22 protein-coding genes and 1 tRNA gene are annotated in these 26,182 nt (G+C 71.7%); 17 read left to right on the top strand and 6 right to left on the bottom strand.

Features of this window, described 5'->3' with window-relative positions:
- Positions 1–26: 26 nt before the first annotated feature.
- Positions 27–191: a hypothetical protein gene (locus tag V6U90_RS04190; RefSeq protein WP_334431213.1), complete on the bottom strand. Its 165-nt coding sequence runs from the start codon at positions 189–191 to the stop codon at positions 27–29.
- Between the two features lie 75 nt (positions 192–266).
- Positions 267–2,633, bottom strand: coding sequence for a DEAD/DEAH box helicase (locus V6U90_RS04185; RefSeq protein ID WP_442933522.1), 2,367 nt, complete (start codon positions 2,631–2,633; stop codon positions 267–269).
- Between the two features lie 137 nt (positions 2,634–2,770).
- On the opposite strand from V6U90_RS04185, the gene V6U90_RS04180 reads away from it, so the two are divergent.
- The 6 genes from V6U90_RS04180 to topA all read left to right on the top strand — a co-directional run bounded on the left by V6U90_RS04180 (position 2,771) and on the right by topA (position 11,008).
- A complete protein-coding gene (locus tag V6U90_RS04180) occupies positions 2,771–3,127 on the top strand; it encodes an STAS domain-containing protein (protein ID WP_334431212.1) in 357 nt (118 codons plus the stop codon).
- Positions 3,124–3,561 carry an ATP-binding protein gene (locus V6U90_RS04175; RefSeq protein ID WP_334431211.1) on the top strand — a complete coding sequence of 146 codons (438 nt, stop codon included), beginning with the start codon at positions 3,124–3,126 and terminating at the stop codon, positions 3,559–3,561. The genes V6U90_RS04180 and V6U90_RS04175 overlap by 4 nt, the downstream gene beginning before the upstream one ends.
- A gap of 440 nt (positions 3,562–4,001) precedes the next feature.
- Complete coding sequence (locus tag V6U90_RS04170) at positions 4,002–6,371, top strand: sodium-translocating pyrophosphatase (protein ID WP_334431210.1); 2,370 nt, start codon at positions 4,002–4,004, stop codon at positions 6,369–6,371.
- A gap of 166 nt (positions 6,372–6,537) precedes the next feature.
- Positions 6,538–7,080, top strand: coding sequence for a hypothetical protein (locus V6U90_RS04165; RefSeq protein WP_334431209.1), 543 nt, complete (start codon positions 6,538–6,540; stop codon positions 7,078–7,080).
- Complete coding sequence (locus tag V6U90_RS04160) at positions 7,071–7,706, top strand: hypothetical protein (RefSeq protein WP_334431208.1); 636 nt, start codon at positions 7,071–7,073, stop codon at positions 7,704–7,706. Before V6U90_RS04165 ends, V6U90_RS04160 begins: the two co-directional genes overlap by 10 nt.
- A 467-nt stretch (positions 7,707–8,173) precedes the next feature.
- Positions 8,174–11,008, top strand: coding sequence for a type I DNA topoisomerase (gene topA, locus V6U90_RS04155; RefSeq protein WP_334431207.1), 2,835 nt, complete (start codon positions 8,174–8,176; stop codon positions 11,006–11,008).
- Positions 11,009–11,077: 69 nt separating this feature from the next.
- On the opposite strand, the gene V6U90_RS04150 is transcribed toward topA, so the two are convergent.
- Together V6U90_RS04150 and V6U90_RS04145 are read right to left on the bottom strand one after the other, a co-directional pair.
- Entirely contained in the window at positions 11,078–12,067 is a 990-nt protein-coding gene (locus V6U90_RS04150; RefSeq protein ID WP_334431206.1) for a DUF559 domain-containing protein, read from the bottom strand.
- A gap of 156 nt (positions 12,068–12,223) precedes the next feature.
- The gene (locus tag V6U90_RS04145) at positions 12,224–13,543 is read right to left on the bottom strand and encodes a D-arabinono-1,4-lactone oxidase (RefSeq protein ID WP_334431205.1); all 1,320 of its coding nucleotides are present in this window, start codon (positions 13,541–13,543) and stop codon (positions 12,224–12,226) included.
- Between the two features lie 149 nt (positions 13,544–13,692).
- On the opposite strand from V6U90_RS04145, the gene V6U90_RS04140 reads away from it, so the two are divergent.
- Complete coding sequence (locus V6U90_RS04140) at positions 13,693–14,337, top strand: TetR/AcrR family transcriptional regulator (protein ID WP_334431204.1); 645 nt, start codon at positions 13,693–13,695, stop codon at positions 14,335–14,337.
- 182 nt (positions 14,338–14,519) lie between these two features.
- Here the strand turns inward: V6U90_RS04140 and V6U90_RS04135 are convergent, their stop codons facing one another.
- A complete protein-coding gene (locus tag V6U90_RS04135; RefSeq protein ID WP_334431203.1) occupies positions 14,520–15,731 on the bottom strand; it encodes an amino acid deaminase/aldolase in 1,212 nt (403 codons plus the stop codon).
- 389 nt (positions 15,732–16,120) lie between these two features.
- Between V6U90_RS04135 and tmk the strand changes: the two genes are divergently transcribed.
- From tmk to V6U90_RS04105, 6 genes are all read left to right on the top strand, one after another.
- Positions 16,121–18,199 carry a dTMP kinase gene (gene tmk / locus V6U90_RS04130; protein WP_442933525.1) on the top strand — a complete coding sequence of 693 codons (2,079 nt, stop codon included), beginning with the start codon at positions 16,121–16,123 and terminating at the stop codon, positions 18,197–18,199.
- A 60-nt stretch (positions 18,200–18,259) separates the two neighbouring features.
- The gene (locus V6U90_RS04125) at positions 18,260–19,477 is read left to right on the top strand and encodes a DNA polymerase III subunit delta' (RefSeq protein WP_334431202.1); all 1,218 of its coding nucleotides are present in this window, start codon (positions 18,260–18,262) and stop codon (positions 19,475–19,477) included.
- Positions 19,478–19,655: 178 nt separating this feature from the next.
- Entirely contained in the window at positions 19,656–19,985 is a 330-nt protein-coding gene (locus V6U90_RS04120) for a YbaB/EbfC family nucleoid-associated protein (RefSeq protein ID WP_334431201.1), read from the top strand.
- Positions 19,986–20,291 (top strand): hypothetical protein, encoded by a 306-nt coding sequence (locus V6U90_RS04115; protein ID WP_334431200.1) that lies wholly within the window; start codon positions 19,986–19,988, stop codon positions 20,289–20,291.
- On the top strand, positions 20,291–20,977 hold the full coding sequence (locus V6U90_RS04110; RefSeq protein ID WP_334431199.1) for a hypothetical protein: 687 nt from the start codon (positions 20,291–20,293) through the stop codon (positions 20,975–20,977). The genes V6U90_RS04115 and V6U90_RS04110 overlap by 1 nt, the downstream gene beginning before the upstream one ends.
- 40 nt (positions 20,978–21,017) lie before the next feature.
- Positions 21,018–21,860, top strand: coding sequence for a PSP1 domain-containing protein (locus tag V6U90_RS04105; RefSeq protein ID WP_334431198.1), 843 nt, complete (start codon positions 21,018–21,020; stop codon positions 21,858–21,860).
- A gap of 32 nt (positions 21,861–21,892) precedes the next feature.
- Here V6U90_RS04105 and V6U90_RS04100 read toward each other — a convergent pair whose 3' ends face one another.
- A complete protein-coding gene (locus tag V6U90_RS04100) occupies positions 21,893–23,617 on the bottom strand; it encodes a metallophosphoesterase family protein (protein WP_334431197.1) in 1,725 nt (574 codons plus the stop codon).
- A gap of 173 nt (positions 23,618–23,790) precedes the next feature.
- On the opposite strand from V6U90_RS04100, the gene V6U90_RS04095 reads away from it, so the two are divergent.
- The 4 genes from V6U90_RS04095 (at position 23,791) to V6U90_RS04080 (ending at position 26,017) form a co-directional block, all read left to right on the top strand.
- Positions 23,791–23,864, top strand: a tRNA-Thr gene (locus V6U90_RS04095).
- Between the two features lie 255 nt (positions 23,865–24,119).
- Complete coding sequence (locus tag V6U90_RS04090) at positions 24,120–24,599, top strand: GNAT family N-acetyltransferase (RefSeq protein ID WP_334431196.1); 480 nt, start codon at positions 24,120–24,122, stop codon at positions 24,597–24,599.
- A gap of 349 nt (positions 24,600–24,948) precedes the next feature.
- On the top strand, positions 24,949–25,833 hold the full coding sequence (locus V6U90_RS04085; RefSeq protein ID WP_334431195.1) for a helix-turn-helix domain-containing protein: 885 nt from the start codon (positions 24,949–24,951) through the stop codon (positions 25,831–25,833).
- Positions 25,826–26,017: a DUF397 domain-containing protein gene (locus tag V6U90_RS04080; RefSeq protein WP_334431194.1), complete on the top strand. Its 192-nt coding sequence runs from the start codon at positions 25,826–25,828 to the stop codon at positions 26,015–26,017. The genes V6U90_RS04085 and V6U90_RS04080 overlap by 8 nt, the downstream gene beginning before the upstream one ends.
- Positions 26,018–26,182 lie beyond the last annotated feature (165 nt).

Below are 26,182 nucleotides of genomic sequence, written 5' to 3'. Positions count from 1 at the left end.
GGTGGTGGCCCGCAACTGCCAGGCGTTCAACACCTGGTGGATACTCCGCAACCGCTCGTTGATCTGCTCCAGCCGCTCGGCCTGGGCCAGGGTGGCAGCGCCTGGCCGAACGCGATCTGCTGGTCAGCCGTCAACTTCTCCTGGTTGATCATGTAGAGCAGGTCGACGGTCTCGGCGATGGTGTCAGCCACGGCATCCTTCCGGATTTCGGTGCATGGAAGCGCATGGAAGCGCTCCCATCCCCCAGTTTCCGGAATGAAGATCGTTTATTCCTGTCCTTCGGGCGGCAGATTGGCCAGCACCACGTCGAGTACCTTCACCGCATCCGCCTTGCTCAGCGGGTTGTTGCCGTTACCGCACTTGGGCGACTGCACGCAGGACGGGCAGCCGACCTCGCAGCCGCATCCGAGAATCGCCTCCCGGGTGGCCCGGAGCCAGGCCGACGCCACCGCGTACGCCCGCTCGGCGAAACCGGCCCCGCCCGGGTGACCGTCGTAGACGAAGACCGTGGGCGCCTCGGTGTCCGGGTGCACCGCCGTGGAGAGGCCGCCGATGTCCCACCGGTCGCAGGTGGCCACCAGGGGCAGCAGGCCGATCGCGGCGTGCTCGGCGGCGTGCAGTGCACCGGGGATGTCGGCCGCCTGCACCCCGGCCGCCGCCAGCGACTCCGGCGACAGGGTGAACCAGACCGCGATCGTCCGCAGCTCGCGGGCCGGCAGGTCGAGCGGCCGGGTGTCCAGTACCTCACCCGAGGCGATCCGGCGCCGTTGGTAGGAGACCACCTGGCTGGTCACGTCGACCTCGCCGAGGAACATCCCGACCGGTCCGGCGTCGGCGTACGACCGGACCGACACCACCGACAGCGAGGTGACATCCCGGGCGTGGGTGGACCAGTCCGGCTCCTCGGCGTGCACCAGCGCGCAGCCGTCGTCCAGATCCAGCTCGTCGACCACGTACGACACGCCCTGGTGCAGGTAGACCGCGCCGGGGTGCACCAGGAAGTGGGACGAACCGGCGTCCACCGTACCGAGCAGTCGCCCGGTGACCGACTCCACCACGCAGACCGGGCCGCCGCCCTCGCCGCGCAGATCGACCTCGGGCCGTTCCCGGTGCCGCCAGTACCAGCCGGTCGGGCGCTGCCGCAGCGCACCGACCTGCACCAGTTCCTCGACCGCCTCCTTGGCGCCCTCGCCGAACAGGGTCAGGTCGGCCGGGGTCAGCGGCGCTTCGGCAGCCGCGCAGGCCAACTGCGGACCGAGTACGTACGGGTTGGCCGGATCCAGCACGGTCGCCTCCACCGGCCGCCCGAACAGCGCCTCCGGGTGGTGCACCAGGTAGGTGTCGAGCGGGTCGTCCCGGGCGATGAGCACCGCCAGCGCCTCCTGTCCGGCCCGGCCGGCCCGCCCGGCCTGCTGGCGCAGTGACGCCCGGGTACCCGGGTAACCGCAGATCAGTACCGCGTCTAGGCCGACCAGGTCCACACCTAGCTCCAGCGCGTTGGTCGAGGCCAGCCCGAGCAGGTCACCGTCGAGCAGGGCCCGCTCCAGCCTGCGCCGCTCCTCCTTCAGGTAACCGGCGCGGTAGGCGGCCACCCGGTCACCGAGGCCGGGTACCGCCTCGTCGAGTGCGCGTCGGGCGGTGGTGGCGACCACCTCGGCACCCCGCCGGGACCGGACGAAGGCGAGGGTGCGTACCCCGGCGGCCACCGAGTCGGCGAGCAGGTCGGCGGTCTCCCGCAGCGCCGACCGGCGGACCGTGGCCAGTTCCTCCGGGGTGTCCGGGGCAGCCGGCAGCAGTGGCGGTTCCCAGAGTGCGAAGGTCAGTCCGCCCCGTGGCGAGGCGTCCTCGGTGACCGCCGTCACGGGCAGGCCGGTGAGCCGGCCGGCCGCCGTCGCCGGGTCCCCGGCGGTGGCCGAGGCCAGTACGAAGACCGGGCTGCTCCCCACCCGGGCACAGAGGCGGCGCAGTCGGCGCAGCACGTGGGCCACGTGCGAGCCGAAAACCCCGCGGTAGGTGTGGCACTCGTCGACGACCACAACGGTCAGTCGACGCAGGAACGTCGACCACTGGGCGTGCCCGGGCAGGATGCCGTGGTGCAGCATGTCCGGGTTGGTCAGCACGAACCGGGAGTACTTGCGGATCCACTCCCGTTCCGCGCGCGGGGTGTCGCCGTCGTAGCAGGCGGGGCGTACCCCGTCTAGCTCCAGGGCCGCGACGGCGCGCAACTGGTCGGCGGCGAGTGCCTTGGTCGGTGCCAGGTAGAGCACCGTGGCCCGGGGATCGGTGAGCAGCCGGGCCAGCGCGGGGAGCTGGTACGCCAGCGACTTGCCGGACGCGGTCCCGGTGGCCACCACCACGTGCCGGCCGGCGTACGCCAGCTCGGCAGCCTCGGCCTGGTGCCGCCACGGGGCCGTCACCCCGCGCCCGGCGAACGCGGTCCGTAGCTCGGCCGGCGCCCAGGGCGGCCAGTCGGCGGTGATCCCGGGCCGGGCCGCCACCTCCTCGACGTGGGTGACCGGGTCGACGGCGGCCCGGGCGCGCAGCCGGCGCAGCAGCTCGGCCGGGGGCACGACGGCCGGACCGGCGGGTCGTTCGGGGCCGGGGCCGGCAGCTACGGTGGCGGCGGAGGTCACCTCTCGACTTTCGCACCGATCCACGGAAATGAAAAAGCCGGTCCCTGGGTACTGGGGGGCTGCCGGCGCACCCCGGTGGGACGGTCGGTCGAAGATGGTTAGATGCCCAGGAGCGTTCTGGCAGAGGAGGGACACTGATGGAGCTGTCGCTGGCGACCCGCACGGTCGGGGCGTGCACGGTGCTCGAGGTCGGTGGCGAGGTGGACGTCTACACCGCTCCCCGCCTGCGGGAACGGCTCATCGAGCTGATCGACGCCGGCGCCCGGCGGGTCGTGGTGGACCTGGGTCGGGTCGACTTCCTCGACTCCACCGGTCTGGGTGTGCTGGTCGGCGCGCTCAAGCGGCTCCGCTCGGTCGGTGGCACCTTCGCCCTGGTCTGTGACAAGGAACCCCTGCTGAAGATCTTCCGGATCACCGCCCTGGATCAGGTGTTCCCGTTGCACCCGACAGTCGACGCGGCGGTGGCCGCCGACCCGGCCGGCAACGGCGCGTGATGTCGACCGTCCGGCTCTCCTTCTCGCCCGCGCCGGTGCACGTGCGCACCGCGCGGCTGGTCGGGGTCGCCGTCGCCCGCCGGGCCGGTGTCGCCGAGGAGCTGCTCGACGAGGTACGCCTGGCGATCGGCGAGGCGTGCACCCGGGCGGTCGCCCTGCACCGTCAGTACGGGCTCCACGATCTCGTCCAGGTCGAGATGTCGGACTCCGGGTCGTACACGGTCCGGGTGATCGACCGGGCCCCCATCGAGGCCGGCCTCGGCCTGGCCGCGCTGCCGCCCGACGAGCTGGCCGACGAGTCGCTCACCGACGAGGCGCTCACCACCGGCGTGGGTTTCGCCCTGCTCGCCGGCTTCGTCGAGGATCTCCAGGTGCGTCCGGTGGACGAGGGCATCGGCACCGAGGTCCGGATGGTCTGGCCGGTAAAGCGCTGACGGTAAAGCGCTGACCGTATAGCGCTGACCGGTCGACCGCTGACGGTCGACCGCTGACCGGTCGACTTCCGCCACCACCTTCTGCCGCCGATCAGGGATCGCTGTCACGGATGTCGATTTCCTGTGGCGACGGCTCCTTGATCAACTCTGGGTGCGGATCCGACTTCTTCCCGTAACCGGGTCGGCTTATATCAGATTCCTCGCGTTAACACAGTTACGAAGATCATCGCGACACGGCGTCCCCTAGGTGTGACCTCCGACACTGGCTAGGGCTAAAGTACGCGGGTTGTCAGCAAGTGTCCCGGCCCGCAGCCAGCGGGTATGGGTGATCATCGCTGGTCCGCACGCTTGGGTTGGCGCAGGCACTTGCGAGTCCGCATGGAGCAAGCCGGGTCGGTTCGAAGCTGCCCGGCGCGAGTGTTCGGTACAGGAGGACATTGATGTCCGGGACCTTGGCCGCCGAGAGCGGCGGCCTGTCCCTTGCCGGAGCGAACCTGTCGTACGTCATCATCGCCGCGGTCATCGCGTTGGTGGCGCTCGGCTTTGCCGCCGCCCTCACGAAGGCGGTCCTGGCAGCTGGCAAGGGCACCACAAACATGCAGGAGATCTCCGGGGCCGTCCAGGAGGGCGCCTCGGCCTACCTGCTCCGCCAATTCAGGACCCTCGCGATTTTCGTCGTGATCGCCGTGGTGCTGCTCTTCCTGCTCCCGGTGCACGACACCGACAGCAGCGAGACCCTGGTGAAGATCGGCCGCTCGGCCTTCTTCGTCGTGGGCGCCCTGTTCAGCGCGTTCATCGGCGGTGCGGGCATGGCCCTGGCGACCCGGGCGAACCTGCGGGTCGCCGCCGCCGCGCGCGAGGCGGTCGGCGGCCGGGAGGCCGCGATGAAGATCGCCTTCCGTACCGGCGGTGTGGTCGGTTTCCTCACCGTGGGCCTCGGCCTCTTCGGCGCCGCGCTGGTCGTTCTCCTGTTCAAGGGAGACGCGCCGACCGTGCTGGAGGGCTTCGGCTTCGGTGCCGCACTGCTCGCCATGTTCATGCGGGTGGGCGGCGGCATCTTCACCAAGGCCGCCGACGTCGGTGCCGACCTGGTCGGCAAGGTCGAGCAGGGCATCCCGGAGGACGACCCGCGTAACGCCGCGACCATCGCCGACAACGTGGGCGACAACGTCGGTGACTGCGCCGGCATGGCCGCCGACCTGTTCGAGTCGTACGCCGTGACGCTGGTCGCCGCGCTCATCCTGGGCCGGGCCGCCTTCGGCGCCGACGGGCTGGTCTTCCCGCTGATCGTCTCCACGATCGGCGTGCTCGTCGCGATCGTCGGCGTCTTCATCACCCGGCTGCGGGCCAGCGACCGGTCCGGCCTGACCGCCATCAACCGGGCGTTCTACCTGTCCGCGGTGCTCTCCGCGATCCTGGTCGCCATCGCCGCGTACGCGTACCTGCCGGACAACTTCGGTGGATTCACCGGTGGACTGGCCAACCCGGACGGCACCCCGATCGACGGCAACCCCCGGCTGGTCGCCATCGGCGCGGTCATCATCGGCATCGTGCTGGCCGCCGCCATCCAGGCGCTCACCGGCTACTTCACCGAGACCGAGAAGCGCCCGGTGCAGGACATCGGCAAGAGCTCGCAGACCGGTCCGGCCACCGTCATCCTCGCCGGCATCAGCGTCGGCCTGGAGTCGGCGGTCTACTCCGCGCTGCTCATCGGTGCCGGCGTGTTCGGGGCGTTCCTGCTCGGTGGCAGCTCCATCACCCTGTCGCTGTTCGCGGTGGCGCTGGCCGGTACCGGCCTGCTCACCACCGTCGGCGTGATCGTGGCGATGGACACCTTCGGCCCGATCTCCGACAACGCGCAGGGCGTCGCGGAGATGTCCGGTGACATCGACGAGAACGGTGCCCGGATCCTCACCGAGCTGGACGCGGTCGGCAACACCACCAAGGCGATCACCAAGGGCATCGCGATCGCCACGGCGGTCCTCGCCGCCACTGCGCTGTTCGGCTCGTACACCGACACGCTGAAGACCGCGTACGCGGACGCCGGGGTCGGTGACGTGGGCGCCGAGATCCTCAACTCGCTCAACGTGGCCAACCCGCGCAACCTGGTCGGCCTGATCATCGGTGCGGCGGTGGTCTTCCTCTTCTCCGGTCTGGCCATCAACGCGGTGTCCCGCTCGGCCGGTGCCGTGGTGATGGAGGTCCGCCGGCAGTTCCGTGAGCTGCCCGGCATCATGGACCGCACCCAGCGCCCCGAGTACGGCAAGGTCGTCGACATCTGCACCCGGGACGCGCAGCGCGAGCTGATGACCCCCGGTCTGCTCGCCATTCTCGCGCCGATCGCGGTCGGCTTCGGTCTCGGTCCCGGCGCGCTCGCGTCGTACCTGGCCGGGGCGATCGGGGCCGGCACGCTGATGGCGGTCTTCCTGGCCAACTCCGGTGGTGCCTGGGACAACGCCAAGAAGCTCGTCGAGGACGGCGCGTTCGGCGGCAAGGGCTCCGAGGCGCACGCCGCGACGGTCATCGGTGACACCGTCGGTGACCCGTTCAAGGACACCGCCGGCCCGGCGATCAACCCGCTGATCAAGGTGATGAACCTGGTCTCGCTGCTGATCGCGCCGGCCGTGGTGGCCTGGAGCGTGGGCGACGACCGGAACACCGGCCTGCGGGTGACGATCGCCGTGGTGGCCACGTTGATCATCGTGGCGGCGGTGGTGTTCAGCAAGCGCAAACCGGTCGCGATGTCCGACTCCGACACCGGCGCAGGCTCGGCCGCCCCCGACCAGCGGGCGGCGACCGTCCAGAGCTGAAACCGGGACGAACCGGGTCCCCGACGGTGCCGCCAGCACCGGCCGGGGACCCGTGCCGTCCGGGCCGCCCCTGCACGGCACGCCCCTGCACGACACGCCCCTGCACGGCACGACGCCGGACGACTGTCTGGTGGCGTATCCCGACGGAAGCCGTACGCTGCTTCGCATGCGTACGTGCCGGGCGGCAACCGCCGGAAAGCTCACGGTGGTCCTGGCTACGCTCGTCCTCGCGGTCAGTGGCTGCGGTGCCGGCCCCAGCCCCCGGGCCTGGGCCGCCTCGGTCTGCGAGGCGCTCGCCCCGTGGCGTGCCGAGATCAGCAAGCTGACCACCCACACCCAGCAGCAGATGACCGCGCAGACCACCCCGGCGCAGGCCAAGGAGAACCTGGTCCGCCTCTTCGCCGGGGCCGAGCAGGCCAGTGAGACCGCGCGGCAGCGCGTCGAGGACGCCGGTGTCCCCGACGTCGAGCAGGGCGAGGCGGTCTCCCAGGGCTTCCGGACGTCGCTGGGTGCGGTGCGGGACGCGTACGGCAGGGCCAGGCGGACCATCGAGGCGCTGACCACCGGCCCGGCCAGCGCGTTCTACGACGGGGTCAGGGCCGCCGTGGACACCCTCAACCAGGAGTACGACGCCAGCGCGCTGGACACCAGCAAGCTGCGCTCGACAGAACTTCAACAGGCCTTCGACGAGGTCCCGGAGTGTCGCTGACGCCCCCTGGCGAGCTACCACCCCCGGCACCGGAGCCCGAGCCGGTCCGGCAGCTCTCCCTGTTCGGCGTCGAGGCGGCCGATCCGTCCCCGGCCGACCTGGCCGGTCTGCTCGCCGGTCCCGGCGAGGTGGTCCGGATGGGGGGTACCGCCCGGGTGTCGATCACGGTCGCCGAGGCCTGGCGGGTGCACGTCCTGGTGGCCGAGCTGTCCCGGCGGGGACTCACCCCGACCTGGGAGGTGGCCGTCCCGGAGCGGGGGCACGAGGTCCGCACCGCGTACGCGACGACACTCGCCCCGCTCGGTACGGCCTGGCTGGCCGACGGGGTGAAGCACCCCCCGCCCGGGTTCCACCTGAACGGCCGGCGGCTGCGGCTCTGGACGGCCGCCGCCGGGGTGGCCGAGCCCGGCGGTTACCGGCTGCACCTCGGCGCCGCCGACGAACCGTGGTGGTCGACGGTGGGGCGGGCGCTGGCTGCCATCGGCCTGCCGGCGGTGCTCGTCGAGTCGGGCGCGGGCGGGCCGGCGTACCGGATGACCGGCCGACGCCGGACGGCCCGGCTGGCGGAGCTGGTCGGCGACCGGCCGGCAGCGGCCCCGCCCGCCGCGTGGCCGACGGCCGGCTGACGGCCGGCTTGGCGGCTGGCGGCCACCCGTGCGGCGGTGACCGGCGGCGGAGCACCCGGCGGTTGTCCGGGGTGCGGCGGTGACCGGCGGCGGAGCACCCGCCACCGGCGGTGTGACCGCTATCGACCGGCTGACGAAAACCTGTCCGATCCGGGACAGCCGGCTGCCGGTTTGGACAGGAAATGGGGCGGGTGACATCCTCCTGACGGGCATCGATCCGCGCAGTATCCCGCGTGAGTACCGTTCTCCGGTGTACGGTGTCGCCGTCCGGCAAGGTCGCCGAGCGCGACGGGTGGACAACCCGGGCGTACCGCCGCTACGGCGCGTGGTTTGCCGCCCGCGGAACCCGTGACGCGGGCGGCGCGTTACGTTGGACATCGCAGCGCCGGACGGTGGACCGGGTCGATGACGACCACGGCCCCGCCAAACACCGGGCCAGGAGCAACCGTTCGAAGTCGGGGAGAGACGTGCCGAGTAACGCCAGGAGCACCCGTCTGGTCATCGTCGAGTCACCGGCGAAGGCCAAGACGATCTCGGGCTATCTCGGCCCGGGGTACGTCGTCGAGGCCAGCTTCGGTCACGTCCGTGACCTGCCCCGCAACGCGGCCGACGTGCCCGCCAAGTACAAGAAGGAACCGTGGGCCAGGCTCGGCGTCGACGTGGACAACGGCTTCGCCGCCCTCTACGTGGTCTCCGCCGACCGGAGGCAGCAGATCTCCAAGTTGACCAAGCTGGCCAAGGAGGTCGACGAGATCTTCCTCGCCACCGACGAGGACCGCGAGGGCGAGGCGATCGCCTGGCACCTGGTGGAGACCCTGAAGCCCAAGGTGCCGGTCAGGCGGATGGTCTTCCACGAGATCACCAAGCCGGCCATCCAGGCGGCGGTGGCCAACCCGCGTGAGATCGACCGCGACCTGGTCGACGCCCAGGAGGCCCGGCGGATCCTGGACCGGCTCTACGGCTACGAGGTCTCGCCGGTGCTGTGGAAGAAGGTCATGCCGAAGCTCTCGGCGGGCCGGGTGCAGTCGGTGGCCACCCGGATCGTGGTGGAGCGGGAACGGCAGCGGATGGCCTTCCGCACCGCCGAGTACTGGGACATCCTGGCCACCCTGGCCGTGCAGAACCCGGGCGACGGGCCGCGTACCTTCCACGCCACCCTGGTGGCGCTCGGCGGGGACCGGATCGCCACCGGCAAGGACTTCGAGCCGACCACCGGCCGGGTCAAGCCGGGTGCCGGCGTGGTGCACCTGGACGGTGACGGAGCCCGGGGGCTGGCCGCCCGGCTTCAGGGGCAGCCGTTCAGCGTCACCCGGGTCGAGGAGAAGCCCTACCGGCGCCGGCCGTACGCGCCGTTCATCACCTCCACCCTCCAGCAGGAGGCGGCCCGCAAGCTGAGGTTCTCCTCGCAGCAGACGATGCGTACCGCGCAGCGGCTGTACGAGAACGGCTATATCACCTACATGCGTACCGACTCGGTGAACCTCTCCGAGACGGCCATCGCCGCCGCCCGTCGGCAGATCGTCGAGCTGTACGGCGAGCGCAGCGTCCCGCCGGAGCCGCGGCGCTACACCGGCAAGGTGAAGAACGCCCAGGAGGCGCACGAGGCGATCCGCCCGGCGGGGGACAACTTCCGCACCCCGGGTGACGTGGCCAAGGAGCTGTCCGGTGAGGAACTCAGGCTCTACGAGCTGATCTGGCGGCGGACCATCGCCTCGCAGATGACCGATGCGGTCGGCTCCAGCGTCTCGGTGCGGATCCGGGCGGTCTCCAGCGCCGGTGAGGAGGCCGACTTCGGGGCCACCGGCAAGACGATCACCGACCCGGGTTTCCTGCGGGCGTACGTCGAGTCCTCCGATGACGAGAACGCCGAGGCCGAGGATGCCGAGCGGCGCCTGCCCAACCTGACCAAGGGGCAGCCGCTGACCGCCAACGAGCTGGCCGCGCAGGGGCACCACACCCAGCCGCCGTCGCGTTACACCGAGGCGTCTCTGGTCAAGGCGCTGGAGGAACTGGGCATCGGCCGCCCGTCGACGTACGCGTCGATCATGCAGACCATCCAGGACCGGGGGTACGTGGCCAAGCGCGGCCAGGCGATGATCCCGACGTTCCTGGCGTTCGCGGTGATCGGCCTGATGGAGCGGCACTACCCGCGACTGGTCGACTACAACTTCACCGCCAGCATGGAGAACGAGCTGGACGAGATCGCCGGTGGTGACCACGCGGCGGTCGACTTCCTGACCGCGTTCTACTTCGGCACCACCAACGGCGCCGGTGACCAGGACATCGCCCGCTCCGGCGGGCTGAAGAAACTGGTCACCGAGAACCTCAGCGAGATCGACGCGCGCAGCGTCAACTCGATCCCGCTCTTCACCGACGACGAGGGCCGCGAGGTCGTGGTGCGGGTCGGCAAGTACGGGCCGTACCTGCAACGCAGCGTGCTGGGCGCGGAGCCGGCTCTGGTGGCCGAGGGTGAGGAGGGCGGTCCGGCCGGGGACCGGGCGCCGATCCCGGAGGGGCTGGCACCGGACGAGCTGACCCCGGAGAAGGTGCACGAGCTCTTCCTCGGTGGCGGGGGCGAACGCAAGCTCGGTGACGATCCGGCCACCGGCGAGCCGATCCTGCTCAAGTCCGGCCGCTACGGCCCGTACGTGGCCAGTGGCGAGCGCAAGTCGTCGCTGCTGCGTTCCCAGTCACCGGACGAGTTGACCCTGGGCGAGGCGCTGAAGCTGCTCAGCCTGCCCCGTCTGGTCGGGGTGGACTCCGACGGCGTCGAGGTGTTCGCCAACAACGGCCGGTACGGCCCGTACGTCAAGCGCGGTGAGGAGTTCCGGTCGCTGGACTCCGAGGACAAGATGTTCACCGTCACGCTGGACGAGGCGCTGGCCCTGCTGGCCGCGCCGAAGACCCGCCAGCGTCGGGCGGCGGCTCCGCCGCTGCGGGAGATGGGCGTCGACCCGCTGACCGAGAAGCCGCTGGTGATCAAGGACGGTCGGTTCGGGCCGTACGTCACCGACGGGGAGACGAATGCGTCACTGCGGCGTGGCCAGAGCCCGGAGGCGCTGACCATCGAGGAGGCCTCCGAGATGCTCGCCGAGAAGCGGGCGAAGGGGCCGGCGCCGAAGAAGAAGGCGACCAAGAAGGCGGCACCGGCGAAGAAGACGACCGCGGCCAAGGCGACGGGGACCAAGGCGACGGCGGCGAAGAAGACGACCACCGCGAAGACCCCGGCCGCCAAGAAGGCCACCCCGGCCAAGAAGGCTGCGCCGCGGAAGGCGGCGGCGGGTACCGCCACCGACGAGTAACCGCGTGGATCTTGGTGGCAAACGGCCCTTCCCGGGGTCTTTTGCCACCAAGATCGCAGAAGGCACCGGTCAGCCGGGCCAGCCGGCGGCCCGGAGCGCGGACCGGAGCTGCCGGATCACCGACCCGGGCTGGTGCCGTACCGCCCAGGCGGGGAAGCGGAGTACCCGGTCACCGGCGATCCAGAGTTCGTTCTGGCGTTGCATGTCGGCCCAGGCGGTACGCGGGTCGAGGTGCTGCCCGCCGTCGATCTCGACGTGTACCCGCCACCGGTCGAAGTAGACGTCCAGGTAACGGCGGCGCCCCGTGGGATCCCGGCGGATCTGCTGGCGGGACGGCTCGGGCAGGCCGGCGCGGCGGACCAGGGTGAGGAAGTCCAGTTCGGCCAGCGAGTGGGCCCCGCCCGCCGCGTCGGAGGCGGTCTGCATGATCAGTCTGCGGCGCCGGGCCCGGGGCATCCGGTCGAGTACCCGGTGAATGTCGTCACCGCCGACGAGGCGTTGCTGGAAGCCGGCCGCGATGACCGCCCGCGACTCCTCGTCGGTCCGTGCCCACTGGGCCGCATCGATGATCGACCGGGCCGGCATGGTCCGGGACGGCAGCCCGACCGGCAGCACATCCTCCTCCGGCAGCGACGTGGTCCGGTGCACGATGACGAAGGGCGGTAGCCGGTCGGCCCGCCGCGCGGCCGGCAGCAGCAGGTGGACGGCGCTGCTGTCGTACCGGCGCAGTCCCCACTCCCGGGCTGCGGTCAGGCCGGCCAGCACCGCCGACGGTCCGGCGGCGAGTACCGCGATCCAGCGGAGTTGGTCGGGGCCGACCGGGCCGTTGTGGGTGACGAAGACCGCGCGGTGGACCTGACGCCACCGGTCGGTGGCCACCCGGTGCCGGATGGCCCGACGGGACATGTGCCGCAACGCCTGGGCCAGGCTGATCACCTGGTCCTGGTGGAAGAGCAACCAGGTCAACTCGTCAGCGCCATCGCGGGGCAGCGGGCGGCCGAGGGTGGCGGGCGTGCGGTGGCGACGGGGATGCCGGGAGGGTGGGGTACGACGCCTCATGCCGGTCGAGTGTCGTCATCGCGTGCCGGCGCTGCTGTCCCGTGCCGGATACCTGTGGACAACCGGTGGATCTTGGTGGCAAATGGCCCCGGGAGGGGCCAATCGTCACCAAGATCTACCGGTGGCGCCTGACGCACCCGGGCGCGCCCGGGTGCGTCAGGCGCCGAGTACCCGGTCCAGGTAGTCGTTGGCGAAGACCCGGTGCGGGTCGAGCCGGTCACGGACGGCCAGGAAGTCGGCGAACCGGGGGTACACCGGCGCGAGCGACGCCGCGTCCCGCCAGTGCAGCTTCCCCCAGTGCGGCCGGCCGCCCAGTTCCCGGGCCACCTGCTCGAAGGCGGTGAAGTACGGCTGGTACGGCGCGCCGACGAACTGGTGGATGGCGAGGTATGCCGACTCGCGCCCGTGCGAGTGGGAGAGCCAGATGTCGTCGGCGGCGGTGAAGCGCACCTCGACGGGGAAGAGGATCCGGTCGGGCAGCCCGTCGACGATCCGGCGCAGGGCGGTGAGCGCCTCGCCGAGGGCGGCGCGCGGCAGGGAGTACTCCATCTCCGTGAAGCGGACCCGGCGCGGGGTGCAGAAGACCGTGTGGGACGGGCCGGTGTAGGTGCGGGCGGTGAGCGCCCGGGCGGAGACCGCGCTGATCGTCGGGGCGAGCGACGGCACCGCCCGGCCGAGCCGGCAGGCCCCGGCGAAGACGGTGTTCGACAGGAACTCGTCGTCGCGCCGGCGCCGCCAGGCCGGCAGCGGCCGGTCGTCGGCGGCCACCCGGTCGTTGGTCTTGACCTGCACCCGGTCGGTGTACGGGAACCAGTAGAACTCGACGTGGTCGTGCCCGGTGATCAGCTCGGGCAGCCCGGCGAGCACCGTCTCCAGCCGGGCCGGCCGCTCGTCGGCACGGAGCACGAAGGCGTCCACGCAGCGCAGGGTGACGTCGACGATGACGCCGAGCGCGCCGAGCGACACCCGGGCGGCGGCGAGCAGGTCCGGATCCCGGTCGGCGGCGCAGACCAGGGTCTCGCCGGTGCCGGTGACCAGGGTCAACGCCTCGACGAAGGTGGCCAGCCCGCCCAGTGCGGCGCCGGTGCCGTGGGTACCGGTGGAGATCGCCCCGCTGATGGTCTGCGCGTCGATGTCACCGAGGTTGGGCAGGGCGAGTCCCTCGGCGGCGAGCAGTGCGTTGAGGGCGCGTAGGGTCATCCCGGCCGGTACGGTGACCAACCGCTGTTCCCGGTCGATCCGGATGTCACCGCCCAGCGCGTCCAGTTCCATCCGGCACTGGTCGGTGCGGGCGATGTCGGTGAAGGAGTGCCCGCTGCCGACTGCTCTGATCCGTTGTCCCTGCGCCACGGCGGTGCGTACCGTCTCGACCACGTCTGCGACGTCGGTGGGGCGGTACACGGACCGGGCGGTGGCACGCTGGTTACCGGCCCAGTTGGACCAGCCGGAACGGACAGCCAGGTCAGAACGGGGCATGGGCGCTCCTCGATTTCAACGTGAGCAGTCTTCATATCAGGAACGTTGTCGCTGGTAAACACCGCATCGACGGTTGGTTCGTTAAGCCGGGTAGCGTCGCGGTTTCGCGGCGTACAGATATGTTCATCCGTCGAAGGGGGTGGCGACGAGTGTCCACATCTACCGCCACGACCGGGCCGTTGCGCCGGGTACCGGTGCAGGGTCGAAGCGTCGCGCGGGTCCAACGCATGTTGGACGCCTGCGCCGAACTTGTCGACGAGGTGGGTTACGAGGGACTAACGACGACCCTGCTCGCCGAGCGGGCCGAGGTCGCGATCGGATCGGTCTACCAGTTCTTCCCCGACAAACGGGCCATCGTGCAGGCGCTGACGCTGCGCACGATGGAGGCCTACCTGCAACGACTCAACGAGCGCTTCGCCCAGGACGACCTCACGCACTGGTGGGACGGTGTCGATGCGGGCATCGACGAGTACATCACCATGCACCGGACCGTGCCGGGCTTCCGTACCCTGCACTTCGGTGACGTCGTCGACCTGCACCTGCTCGCCGAGGACCGGGACAACAACGGGGTCATCGCCGAGCAGTTGGCCCGGGTGCTGGTCGACCGGTTCGGCATCGCCGACACGCCCCGGCTGCGCTTCACGCTGGAGATCGCGGTCGAGGCGGCCGACGCCCTGATCAAGTTGGCCTTCCGGCGTCAGCCGGACGGTGACGAGCAGGTGCTCGCCGAGGCCAAGGCGCTGATCCGGGAGTACCTGCACCGCCAGGTGGACACCAGCGCCACCGCGGAGTGACGGCGGGGCATCGCCGGGACGTCCCGGCGGTCCCCTGCCCTGCGTTGCCGGGCCGACGGTTCACCGCCCCCGCCACCCGATCCGGTCCCTGACGCGCCTCATCCCAGGCCCGACGGCACCGTCGGGCCTGTTGGCGTCGTACCGTCGCGCACGGCCACCACGGCCACGCCCCGCCGAGCTGGTCAGCCGAGGAAGGACATCCCCTCACCCCGGTAGGTGGGTGCCGCCCCGGCCAGCGCGTCGCCGTCGAGCAGGTGCACCTCGTTGACGTGTTCGCAGAGTTCGCCGGCCTTGGCGTGCCGGAACCAGACCCGGTCGCCGACCTTGAGCCGGTCCGCCGCCGGACCGGTCAGCGGGGTCTGCACCTCGCCGGCACCCTCGGCGCCGAGCAGGGCCAGCCCGGCGGGCAGCCAGGGGGTGGGCGACCGGTCGCGCCCGGCGGGACCGGAGGCGATCCAGCCGCCGCCGAGCACGGTGGCGATCCCGGGCGCCGGCCGGCGGACCACCGGGCAGGCGAAGAACGCGGCCGGCTCCGGCCGCCACGCCCGGTACCCGTCGAACAGGCGCGGGCCGTACAGCCCCGAGCCGGCGGTCACCTCGGTGACGGCGGGGTCGACGGTGGTCACCGCCACGCTGCCGGTCCCGCCGCCGTTGACGAATTCGAGGTCGGCGTGCTCGCGTGCCGCCGCGACCGCCGCGCCGCGCCGGGCCAGCAGTTCGGCGTACGACCGGCGCTGCACCACCCGGATGGCCGCGCCGCGCAGCGCCTGACCGGGCGGTGTGTCGGCCAGCCCGGCGATCTGCGCCTCGTACGCCATCAACCCGACCAGCCGGAACCCGGGCCGGGCGGCGACCAGGGCGGCGAACGCGCCGGTGGCGTCGGCCGAGTGGACCGGGGAGCGGCGGACCCCGAGGTGCAGCCGGCCGCCCAGCAGGCGCCACGACGCGTCGAGATCCAGGCAGACCCGCAGTTCGGGGCGCCGGCCGGGGGCGGCGACCGCGTCGACGAGGTCGAGTTGTGCCGGGTCGTCGATCATCAAAGTGACCGTGTCGGCCAGTTCGGCGTTTCCGGCCAGTTCGGCCAGGGCGCTGCGGTCCGCGGTCGGGTACGCCACCACGGCGTCCCGGGTCGCCCCGGTCCGGACCAGCCAGTTCGCCTCGGCCAGGGTGTACGCCAGCACGCCGTGCCAGCCGGGTTGGGTCAGCGCCCGGGTGATCAGCTCCCGGCACCGGACGGACTTGCTGGCCAGCCGGACCGGCTTGTCCGCTGCCCGACCCGCGAGCGCGGTGGCGTTGGCCGTGAAGGCGTGCAGGTCGACCACCGCGAGCGGCGGGTCGAGGTGCGCGGTCGCGGTGTCGAGACGTCGCCGCAGGCTGTCGCGTTCGGTGGGCATCCCTGCACGCTAACCCGCCCCGGAAAAATGCGAAATCCCCTCGCATCCGTCCGATTGTCCTGCGGCGGGGGCCCGGGGCTACCCTCGCCAGCAGCAGAATGTCGGGGGCGGCCGATCCCAACCCCCGGACTAGAGTGTCACCGGTGGAGCCCAGCGATGGGCCGGCACGTGGAGGTACGGCCATCGACGCCAACCAGCGGGATACGGCACCCGGGGACGGACCCGGTACGCCGGACCAGGACGCCCGCAGCGCTCCGGAGGGCGCCACCCCGCCAGGTACGGCGTCCACCCCACCGCCGGCCGCCACCCAGGCCGGCCCGACGGCGCAGAACGGGTACGCCGCGCTGCGCTCCGTGCTGCGGATCCGCCCGTTCCGCCGGCTCTGGCTCGTGCTCGGTGTGGCTGCCTACGGTGACTGGCTGGGCCTGCTCGCCACCTCCATCTTCGCCGCCACCCAGGTCGAGGGGAGCACCGCCAAGGGCGCCGCGTTCGGCGGGGTGATCGCGGTCCGTCTGCTGCCCGCCCTGGTGCTCGGGCCGGTCGCCGGGGTGCTGGCCGACCGGTTCGACCGGCGCTACACGATGGTCATCTGCGACCTGCTGCGGTTCGCCCTCTTCGCCTCGATCCCGCTGGTCGCGGTCGTCGGCGCGAGCGGCGGCACGGTGGTCGCCTGGGCGGCGCTGGCGACCTTCCTGATCGAGACGATCACCCTGCTCTGGATCCCGGCCAAGGAGGCCGCGGTCCCCAACCTGATCCCGCGTACCCGGCTGGAGATGGCCAACCAGCTCACGCTGATCACCACCTACGGCTTCACCCCGGTCCTCGCCGCGATCAGCCTCTCCGCGCTCGACGCGGCGGTCCGTGCCGTGGCCAGCGGTCCGACGCCGGGCGGGGTGGAGCCGGCAACGCTCGCCCTCTACTTCAACTCGTTCTCCCGGCTGGCCACCGCCGTGGTGGTCTTCTTCGGCATCAAGGAGATCAGCGGTCGGAGCGCCGAGCAGACCCGGTCCGACCAGGGGATGCTGCGGCAGTTCGTCGACGGCTGGCGGTTCATCGGCAAGAGTCCGCTGGTCCGGGGGCTGGTGCTGGGGATCTTCGGCGCCTTCGCCGGTGGCGGTGTGGTGATCGGCGCGGCACGCTTCTTCGCCGCCTCGCTCGGCGCCGGTGACGCCGCGTTCTACCTGCTCTTCGGCGCGATCTTCGTCGGTCTGGCGCTGGGCATCGGGCTCGGTCCGATGATCGTCCGGGAACTCTCCCGGCGACGCTGGTTCGGCATGAGCATCGTGCTGGCCAGCGCCTCGGTACTGGTGCTCGCCGCCGCCATCCACCTGTCGATGGCGATGCTCGGCGCGGTCCTGGTCGGCGCGGGCGCCGGCATGGCGTTCCTGGCCGGTACCACCCTGCTCGGTGGCGAGATCGCCGACGAGGTGCGGGGCCGGGTCTTCGCCGTGGTGCAGACCGGCACCCGGATCGTCCTGATGCTCGCCATCTCGCTGAGCAGCCTCCTCGTCGGTATCGGCGGTTCCCGTGAGCTGCGGATCGCCGACCTGGGCATCTCCGTCTCCTCGACCCGGCTGCTGCTGCTCGCCGCCGGTGTCGCCGGGATCTTCGCCGGGATCAGCGCGTTCCGGCAGATGGACGACAAGATCGGCGTACCGGTCCTGGCCGACCTGTGGGGGTCGGTCCGGGGTCGCCCGCTCTCGCCCGCCGAGCCGTTCACCTCCACCGGTCTCTTCCTGGTCTTCGAGGGCGGCGAGGGTGCCGGCAAGTCCACCCAGGTGGCGGCGCTTGCCGAGGCGCTGCGGGGGGAGGGGCACGAGGTGGTGGTCACCCGGGAGCCCGGGGCGACCCCGGTGGGCGAGCGGATCCGGGCGTTGCTGCTCGGTGCCCCCGGCAGCGACGTCCCCTCCCCCCGCGCCGAGGCACTGCTCTACGCCGCCGACCGGGCGCACCACGTCGCCACGGTGGTCCGCCCGGCGCTGGCCCGGGGCGCCGTCGTGATCAGCGACCGGTACGTCGACTCCTCGCTCGCCTACCAGGGCGCCGGCCGTACGCTCCCCGCCGACGAGGTCTCCTGGCTCTCCTCCTGGGCCACCGGTGGGCTCAAGCCCGACCTGGTCATCCTGCTCGACGTGGACCCGGCCACCGGGTTGGACCGGGTCGCCGCCCGACGGGGCGGGACCGACCACGTCGAGGCCGAGTCGATCCACTTCCACGAGCGGGTCCGGTACGCCTTCCTCGACCTCGCCGCCGCCGACCCGAAGCGCTACCTGGTGCTGGACGCCTCCCGGCCGGCCCCGGACATCAGCACAGCGGTGCTGGCCCGGCTGGACGGGATGCTCAGCGACCCGGCAGGTGTGGTGCACCCGGAACCGGCCAAGCGGCCGGACACCTCGGTGCAGCCGAAGTTATCCGAAGCCGAGCTGGCGCTCCTCGCCGACGGCGAGTTGGAACGGCGGTCCTGCTGACGGTGGCGTTCGATGGTGATGGGACGCCGGAGCGGTCGTGCCGGGGGTGAGGATTTCCTGATGGGCGACGTCTTCGCCGAACTGGTGGGACAGGAGGCGGCGGTCGAGACGCTGCGCCGGGCAGCCGCCGACGCGCTGGCCACCCTGTCCGCTGCCGGTGGTGACCCGGTGCCGAGCGACGGTGCCGCCACGGCGGGTGGCATGACCCACGCCTGGATCTTCACCGGTCCGCCCGGTTCGGGCCGGTCGGTGGCGGCCCGGGCGTTCGCGGCGGCGCTCCAGTGCGTACACGGCACCGGCTGCGCCGAGTGTGCCGGTTGCCGGACCACGCTCGCCGGTACCCACGCCGACGTGCGGCTGGTGGTACCCGAGGGGCTCTCCATCTCGGTCGGCGAGATGCGGGCCCTGGTGCTGCGGGCGGCGACCACCCCGGCCGGTGGGCGCTGGCAGGTCGTGGTCATCGCCGATGCCGACCGGCTCACCGAGGCGGCCGGGAACGCCCTGCTAAAAGCGATCGAGGAACCGCCGCCCCGGACGGTGTTCCTGCTCTGCACCCCGTCCACCCACCCGGACGACATCTCGGTGACCATCCGGTCCCGGTGCCGGGTGGTGTCGCTGCGGCAGCCGCCGGCCGAGGCGGTGGCCGCCGTGCTCGCCGGGCGGGACGGCGTACCGCCGGACGTGGCCGCCTGGGCCGCCGCCGCCGCGCAGGGGCACGTCGGGCGGGCCCGCCTGCTGGCGGCGGACCCGGAGGCCCGCCGGCGTCGAGACGCGGTGCTGGCTGTGCCGCGCCGGCTGACCGGGGTCGGCGCGGCCTTCGACGCCGCCTCGGCGCTGATCGAGGCGGCGGAGGCCGAGGCGGCGGCAGCGGTGGCGGAGACCGATGCGGCGGAGAAGGCCGCGTTGCAGACCGCCCTGGGTGCCGGCGGTACCGGCCGGGGCGCGGCGGGTGCCGCGCGGGGGATCGCCGGGCAGGTCAAGGACCTGGAGAAGCGGCAGAAGTCGCGGGCCACCCGGGCGCAACGGGACGCGTTGGACCGGGCCCTGGTGGACCTGGCCGGGTTCTACCGGGATGCGCTGGTGGCGGCGCTGCGGGCGCCGGTCGACCCGGTGCACTCCGACGCCGCACCGTTGTCGACCGCGGCGGCGGAGAAGTGGAACGCGGAGGGGGCGCTGCGCCGCCTGGAGGCGATCCTCGCCTGCCGGACGGCGATCGCCTCGAACGTCAAGCCCCGCATCGCCGTGGAGGCGATGATGCTTGCCCTCTGGCGCGGCTGAGGCGCCCGGCTGACCACACCGCGCCCGGCCCGGTGCGCCCGCCGCGGCCCGCTGCTCCATTGATCATGATGATCTTGTCGCAGGGGTTTTCCTCAGGCTGTCCGGGCCGGTAACGTTCCGGTGCCGCAGTGCAACGATCGCGGCACGATACGTGAATGGCCTGCGGGAGGAGCCTGCGATGACGCGGGGGGAGATCGACGAGGCCTGGATCGAGGAGGCGGTGCGTCGCTACCGCCGGATCGAGTCGCTCCAGGCGGAGTTCGACGAGGCCGTCGGTACCGTGGAGGTGACGGTGCGGTCCCCGGACGGCCTGGTCGAGGTCGTGGTCACCGCCGCCGGCACGATCGTCGACGTGCGGTTCCTCGGCCCGCTGCACGGCCGGTCCAGCCGGGAGGTCGCCGGTTCGGTGCAGGCTGCGGTGACCGCAGCGGCCGACGCCGCGCGCTGGGCCCGGGAGAAGCTGCACACCGAGACGTTCCGCGCCTACCGGCCGCTGGCGGGGGCCTGAATGGACAGCCTGCACCGGATCGCCGCCCGGCTGGACGACGCGGCGACCACCCTCTCCGCCGTGGCCTACGCGGTGACCGCCACCGATCCGCCGCAGGCGGCCTTCGGGACGGAAGCGGCCGGACGCCCCGGTGAGCTGGGCCGGGCGTTGCACGCGCAGTGGCGTGCGGCCACCGGTAACCGGGCGCGGGAGGCAGCCGGGGCCGCCGCACGGATCGCCGCCGCCGCCGAGGCGGTCCGGGCCGCCGCCAACGGCTACACCGACACCGACCACGGTGTCCGACGCCGGCAGCGCGGGGAGGGCTGATGGACGAGTTGGACCGCCTCACCGAGCCCGGCACCGACCTGCTCCGCCGGGTCGACAACCTGCTCTCCTCGGCCGGCGCCCCGGAGGCCCACCGGATCTGGCCGCTGCTGCGCCGGCTGCGGGCACTACCCGGCGAGGCGTTCGGCGCCTTCACCGAGCTGCGGCCGGAGCCGTTGACCACCGCCGGGCACGCGGTGCGCAAGCTCATCCGGGAGTACGACGACGCGGGTGCCCAACTCGCCGACCCCGGCGACTGGTCCGGGGCGGGTGCGTCCGCCTTCGCCGATGTCCGTTCCGCCCTCGTCACCCACCTCGACGAGGGGCCGGAGAGCCTGGTCGGCCGGCTGGAGGCGACCGCCGGGTACGCCGACGCGCTGGCCGACTGGATCGACCGCAGCCGGCTCGCGCTGGCCCGTACCCTGGCCGAGGCGCTCGGCAGTGCGGAGGCGGTGACGGTGGTCGCGGTCACCGCGACGGGGGACGACGGGTCGGGTGACGGTGCGGGGCGGGCTGCCGGGGCGGCCGCCGCCGAGATCGGCGCCCGGATCCTGGCCACCCTCTCGGTGGCGTACGACGGCGCGGAGCGGCTGCTGCGGGAATGGGGGCCGAGCCTGGCCGAGTCCGCCTACCGGCCGCCGGCACCGGCGCCGAACCGGTTCGGCCTGACCACCCGGATCGGCCGTTGACCGCTGGGTCCGGCTGCCGTCGCGTCGTAAGGTGAAGCCCATGGGCATGCTCTGCGCGGTCAGTTTCAACCGGTACGGGCGCCTCTACTACCTGGATCCGGGGGAGTTCAGCCCGCAGGTCGGCGACCGGGTGCTGGTCCCGACCGACGACGGCCCCCTGGTGGCGGAGTGCGTCTGGGCGGCCCAGTGGGTCACCGAGGACACCTCCGGGTTCCCCCGGCTGGTCGGGCTCGCCGGTGACGAGGACCTGCGCCAGGACGAGCTGCTGCGGCAGCGCAAGGCGGAGGCGAAGGTCGCGGCGAAGCGGCTGATCCGCGAGCACGGGTTGCCGATGAAGGTGGTCGCGGTCGACCACGTCGCCGAGTCGGCCCAGGAAGGCACGGGCGCCCGGACGACGATCTACTTCACCGCACCGCACCGGGTGGATTTCCGGGCCCTGGTCCGGGATCTCGGCGCCACGCTGCACTGCCGGGTCGAGCTGCGCCAACTTTCCGCCCGGGATTCGGCCCGGGTGCAGGGCGGGATCGGTTCCTGTGGGCGGGATCTGTGCTGTGCCACCTTCCTGACCGATTTCGAACCGGTCACCATCCGGATGGCCAAGGACCAGGACCTGCCGCTCAACCCGTTGCGCATCTCCGGGGCGTGCGGCCGGCTGATGTGCTGCCTGAAATATGAACATCCGCTGTACCAGAAATTCCACGAGTCGGCCCCGCCGCTCGGGTCCCGGGTGTCCACCCCGGACGGTGACGGGCGGGTGGTCGGGCACAGCGTGCCCCGGGACTCGGTCACCGTACGGTTGGACGCCGACGGCTCCCGCTGCTCGTGCAGCCGGGCCTCGGTCTGCGGTCCCCGCCAGGCCCACGACCAGCGCTATCCCGGCTGACCCATCCGGGCGGCGGGCGCGGCGCGGGTGGATCAGGGGACGGTGAAGGGTGGCTCGGCGAGGCGTACCGGGAGTGGCTGATCGGGTAGCAGCCAGGAGGCGTCCGGCGCGGTGTCCGGGTTGATCCGCCAGCGCCGGCAGACCCGGTCCACCGCGACCGGATAGACCGTCAGCGTGCCGTCCGGGTCGATCCGCAGACGCAGGAAGCCCTTGCCGTCCTCGATGCCCTGGCCGGCGAAGAGCTCGTTCAGGTTCACCCCGAAGGACCCTGCCACCAGCAGGTACGTCGCCGCGAGCTGGGTGGCCAGCAGGCCGATGACCGGCCCGTAGACCACCGCCGCAGCGGCGACCGGCAACGCCCACGGCCAGTGGTAGAACGGCAGGTGCAGCCAGGCCCAGGTGCCGGCGGCGGCCAGTGCGATGTGGGCCAGCCCGTGCGTCACCCCGAGGATCCAGTGCCGGGCGTGCCGTTTTCCGCTGGCGCCGGGTGGCTTGGCGAAGAACGCGGCGGCGAGCAGCGTCACCCCCAGCATCGCCACCAGTGGGACGCTGAACAGCCGCTGCTCCGGGGTGCCGTTGTCGTTGGACGCCACCCCGGCCATGGCGAGCATCAGCAGGGTGTGCAGCGTGCCCAGCAGCGCCGAGAAGCCGGGGTTGCGCAGCGGCAGGCGCCCGAAGACCCCCCAGCCGTACCGGCGGGAGCGGGTTGCGTCGGGGAAGCGGCCGGCCAGGTCGTACGTCTCGGTGGGGCTGGACCGCCGCATCAGGGTGTCCCGGGGCGGCACCTCGATCCGGGGCGGCAGCTTGTGCGTCGGGTAGAGGTACGCACCGCCACCGCCGCAGGTGATCATCTGCCGGTCCGGGTTGGCGTACCGGGCGTAGTGGTGCAGGTCCCCGGAGAGCAGCAGCCGCACCTGTGCGCCGCTGGGCGCGATGATCCTCCGGATGAAGTAGTCGATCGAGTCGTACGCCGACGGGTGGTCCACGGTTTTCACCCAGGACGGCTCCGGGACGGCCAGGATGACCCGGGAGTCCGGGCCGAGCCGCCGGGCGACCTCCTCGAAGTAGGCGAGCTGCGGATCGTCGATGTACGAGCCGGACTGGTTGTCCAGCCCGAAGAGCCACCAGCCGGCCGGCAGTTCGGTGGCGAAGTACGACCGGGACTGGCCGGTACGCCAGCCGCCCAGGTTGTCGTCCCGGGAGCGGACGAACAGCCGCAGGAAGGCGGTGAGCCCGTCGTACCAGTCGTGGTTGCCGGGAATGGCGAAGAGGGTGGGGCGTGGACCCTCGGCCGGGGGCAGGGGCAGCGCCGCCTGGTACGGCCCCTTGCAGCGGTCCTCGTACTCGGCCGGGCCGGCCGACGGGTAGACCTGGTCGCCGCCCATCACCACGGTCTGCGCCCGGGGCAGCCGGTGGCCGCCGGCGGTCAGTTCCCGTTGGGCCAGCAGGTACGCCACCGAGTAGGTGGCATTGAAGCCGTCCCCGAGGTCCGCGACGTAGTCCAGCCAGAGCCCACCGTCCGGGCCGACCTGTTTCGGCACGTTCGTGGCGAAGGTGTGCTGGAGTTCCCGCTTGTCCAGGTATGCTCCGAAGAGCATGGCGAGCACGGTACGGATGCCGGTGCTGATCAGCAGGAACGGTGCCAGCCACGGCACCGGGCGGCGCGGGGTGAAGCCGAGTTCGCGGGGGTCGAGACTGCGGGGACGCGCTGACGACACGGCGACCGGGGTGGCCGGGCGTACCTGATCATCCGTCACCGATCGGAGCCTAGTGCGCACTACGTGAAAGTGCTGTCCGCTGCCGGACGGTGGGACCGGGCCGCTGCCGCCCGCTGCCGGACGGTGGGCGAGGAGCCGGCCGGCGCCGCCAGGGGTGCAACGGCAACCGGTTGGGTCCCGCGCCGGGGCGTGCCGTACACTTGACGATCGTTGCCGCCTTAGCTCAGTCGGCTAGAGCGACGCACTCGTAATGCGTAGGTCGACGGTTCGATTCCGTCAGGCGGCTCGGTACCGAAGCCCAGGTCAGATGACCTGGGCTTCGCCCTTTCCCCGGTCCTGTACGCCCCGCCCACGCGCCCCGCCCGCCCACGCGCCCCGCCGGCACGCCCGCCTACCGCCGAGTCGATCATGAAGTTGTTGTCGCGACACGCCGGCCAGAGTGACATCAACTTCATGATCAACCGTGGGGTTGGTGGGGTTAATGGGGTTGGTGGGGTGGAAGTCCTTCGCTTCCGCGAACGGTTCCTGCCAGCATGTCCGGGTGAATCCACCCGTGGTAACCCTGCGCGCGATGCGCCAAGACGAGTACGAGGACTACAGGGCGGGACGGGACTTGGAGTACGTCCAGTCCCTTGCCAAGACAATGCCGGCCGATGCCGCGATGGAGAAGGCTCGACAGGATCGCGCCCGGTTTCTGCCCCGGGGACTGGCGACGGAACATCAACGTCTCCTGGTAGCCGAGAGCGCCACGGGCCAGGTTGTCGGCTTCGCGTGGGTCGGGCTGGAGGAGCCTCGAAGCGGGACGACCGACACCGCCTGGCTCCACGATCTCAAAGTGGAAGAGCCCTTCCGGCGATCCGGCTACGGGAGAGCGATCCTGGCGGCCGTGGAGGCGGTGGCCCGGGAGGCGGGTGCTGCTCGGCTCGGGCTCAACGTGTTCGGTGCCAACGCGCCCGCCATCAAGCTGTACCAGACATGCGGCTACGAGGTCACGGCCCAGCAGATGGCGAAACGACTGTAACGGGTGAGGCGGCACAGCCAAACCAGCGCGGACGGGGTGGCTCCGCCAGGCAGGTTCTGGACCGCCAGGTGCCGAGTCGGTCGTGATCGGGGGAGTCTTGATCGTTTGTCGTCGAGCGGTGTGACACGCCGACCGAAGTACAGTTGAGCTGCAAACGATCAAGAGTGACACCATTTCAGATAACTGCGGGGAACTGCGCGCCGCAATTCCACCGCCACGCCCCGTTCTTGTAGCGTCGAAACCATCCTGCCGGGATTCGACCGGCATTCCGCAATTCTTTCTGCGCAACATTTGAGTGTTGCAGAGGAGGCGTCAGGATGTTTCAAAATTGGACGGGGGCGTGATCCGGATGGCCGAGGACATGGGCTCGACGGTCCCCCGCCGGCAGCTCGGCCGGGTGCTGCGGCAGCTACGCACCGAGGCCCGGATGACCCTCGACGGTGTCGCCGAGGAGTTGGAGTGCAGCCGGCAGAAACTCTGGCGGATCGAGACCGGCATCGGCCCGGTACGCGCCGTCGACGTCAAGGGCCTCTGCGACCTGTACGGCGTACGCCCCGAACTGCGGGAAGCGCTGATCGGCCTGGCCGGCGAAACCAGGGCCAGAGGATGGTGGCACGCCTACGGCGACACCATCCCCGAGTGGTTCCAGCTCTACGTCGGCCTGGAGAACGCCGCCTCGCGCCTGCGGTTCTTCAAGAACACGTTGGTGCCGGGAATTTTGCAGAGCAGGGACTACGCGCACGGCGTCTACCAGGTCGACCAGCCGAACATGAGCGAGGAGGACCGGCAACGGGCGGTGGAGATCCGTCTCCGTCGCCAGTCACTGCTCAGCCGACGACTCCCCAAGGCGCCGGAGACGCAGGTGATCCTCTGCGAATCCGTGCTCCTACGGCCGGTCGGAACGAACGCCGCGATGGCCGAGCAACTGCATCACCTACTGGCGACCTCCGAACTGCCGAACGTGTCAGTCCGGGTAGTACCACTTGCCGCTGGCCCCCACCACGGCGCGGTCGGCGGAGAGTTCGTCCTGCTGGACTTCCCACCCGGCAGTCGAGCAACCCCGGAGCCGCCCATCGTCTACTGCGAGTCCTGGACCGGCGCACTGTATCTCGACCGTCCAGAGGAATACGCCGCATATGAAAAGGTTTGGTCGAGCCTGACTGCGCTCGCCCTTGACGAGGGACAATCAAGGCAACTGATCCATAAGATCATCGGGGAGGTTCATCGTGGTTGACCTGACCGGCGCCCAATGGCGCAAAAGCACCCGCAGCGGCGGCAACGGTGGCGAGTGCATCGAGGTGGCCGACAATCTGGCCGACGTGGTCGCCGTACGCGACAGCAAGGACCCGGCCGGGCCGGTCCTCACCTTCACCCCCGCCGCCTGGGCCACCTTCATCCGCTCCACCACGCGCGACTGACGACGCACCCGACCGCAGAGGTGCTCCGGCATTTTGCCGGGGCACCTCTGTCGGTTCGAGCCACGTACGGCAGCAGAGGATGGGCCACCGGCAGTTGCGTCCGGCAGAGTGGTGTACGGCAGACCTGCAGCTCAGAGCCGGTTTGGCGTAGACGTGAGGCGGCCA

Origin of the sequence: Micromonospora sp. CPCC 206060 (assembly GCF_036906895.1) — a bacterium.
In the GTDB taxonomy this organism is placed as follows: domain Bacteria; phylum Actinomycetota; class Actinomycetes; order Mycobacteriales; family Micromonosporaceae; genus Micromonospora.
The sequence above is the reverse complement of the archived record's forward strand: the minus strand, read 5'-3'. Positions and strand labels throughout refer to the sequence as shown.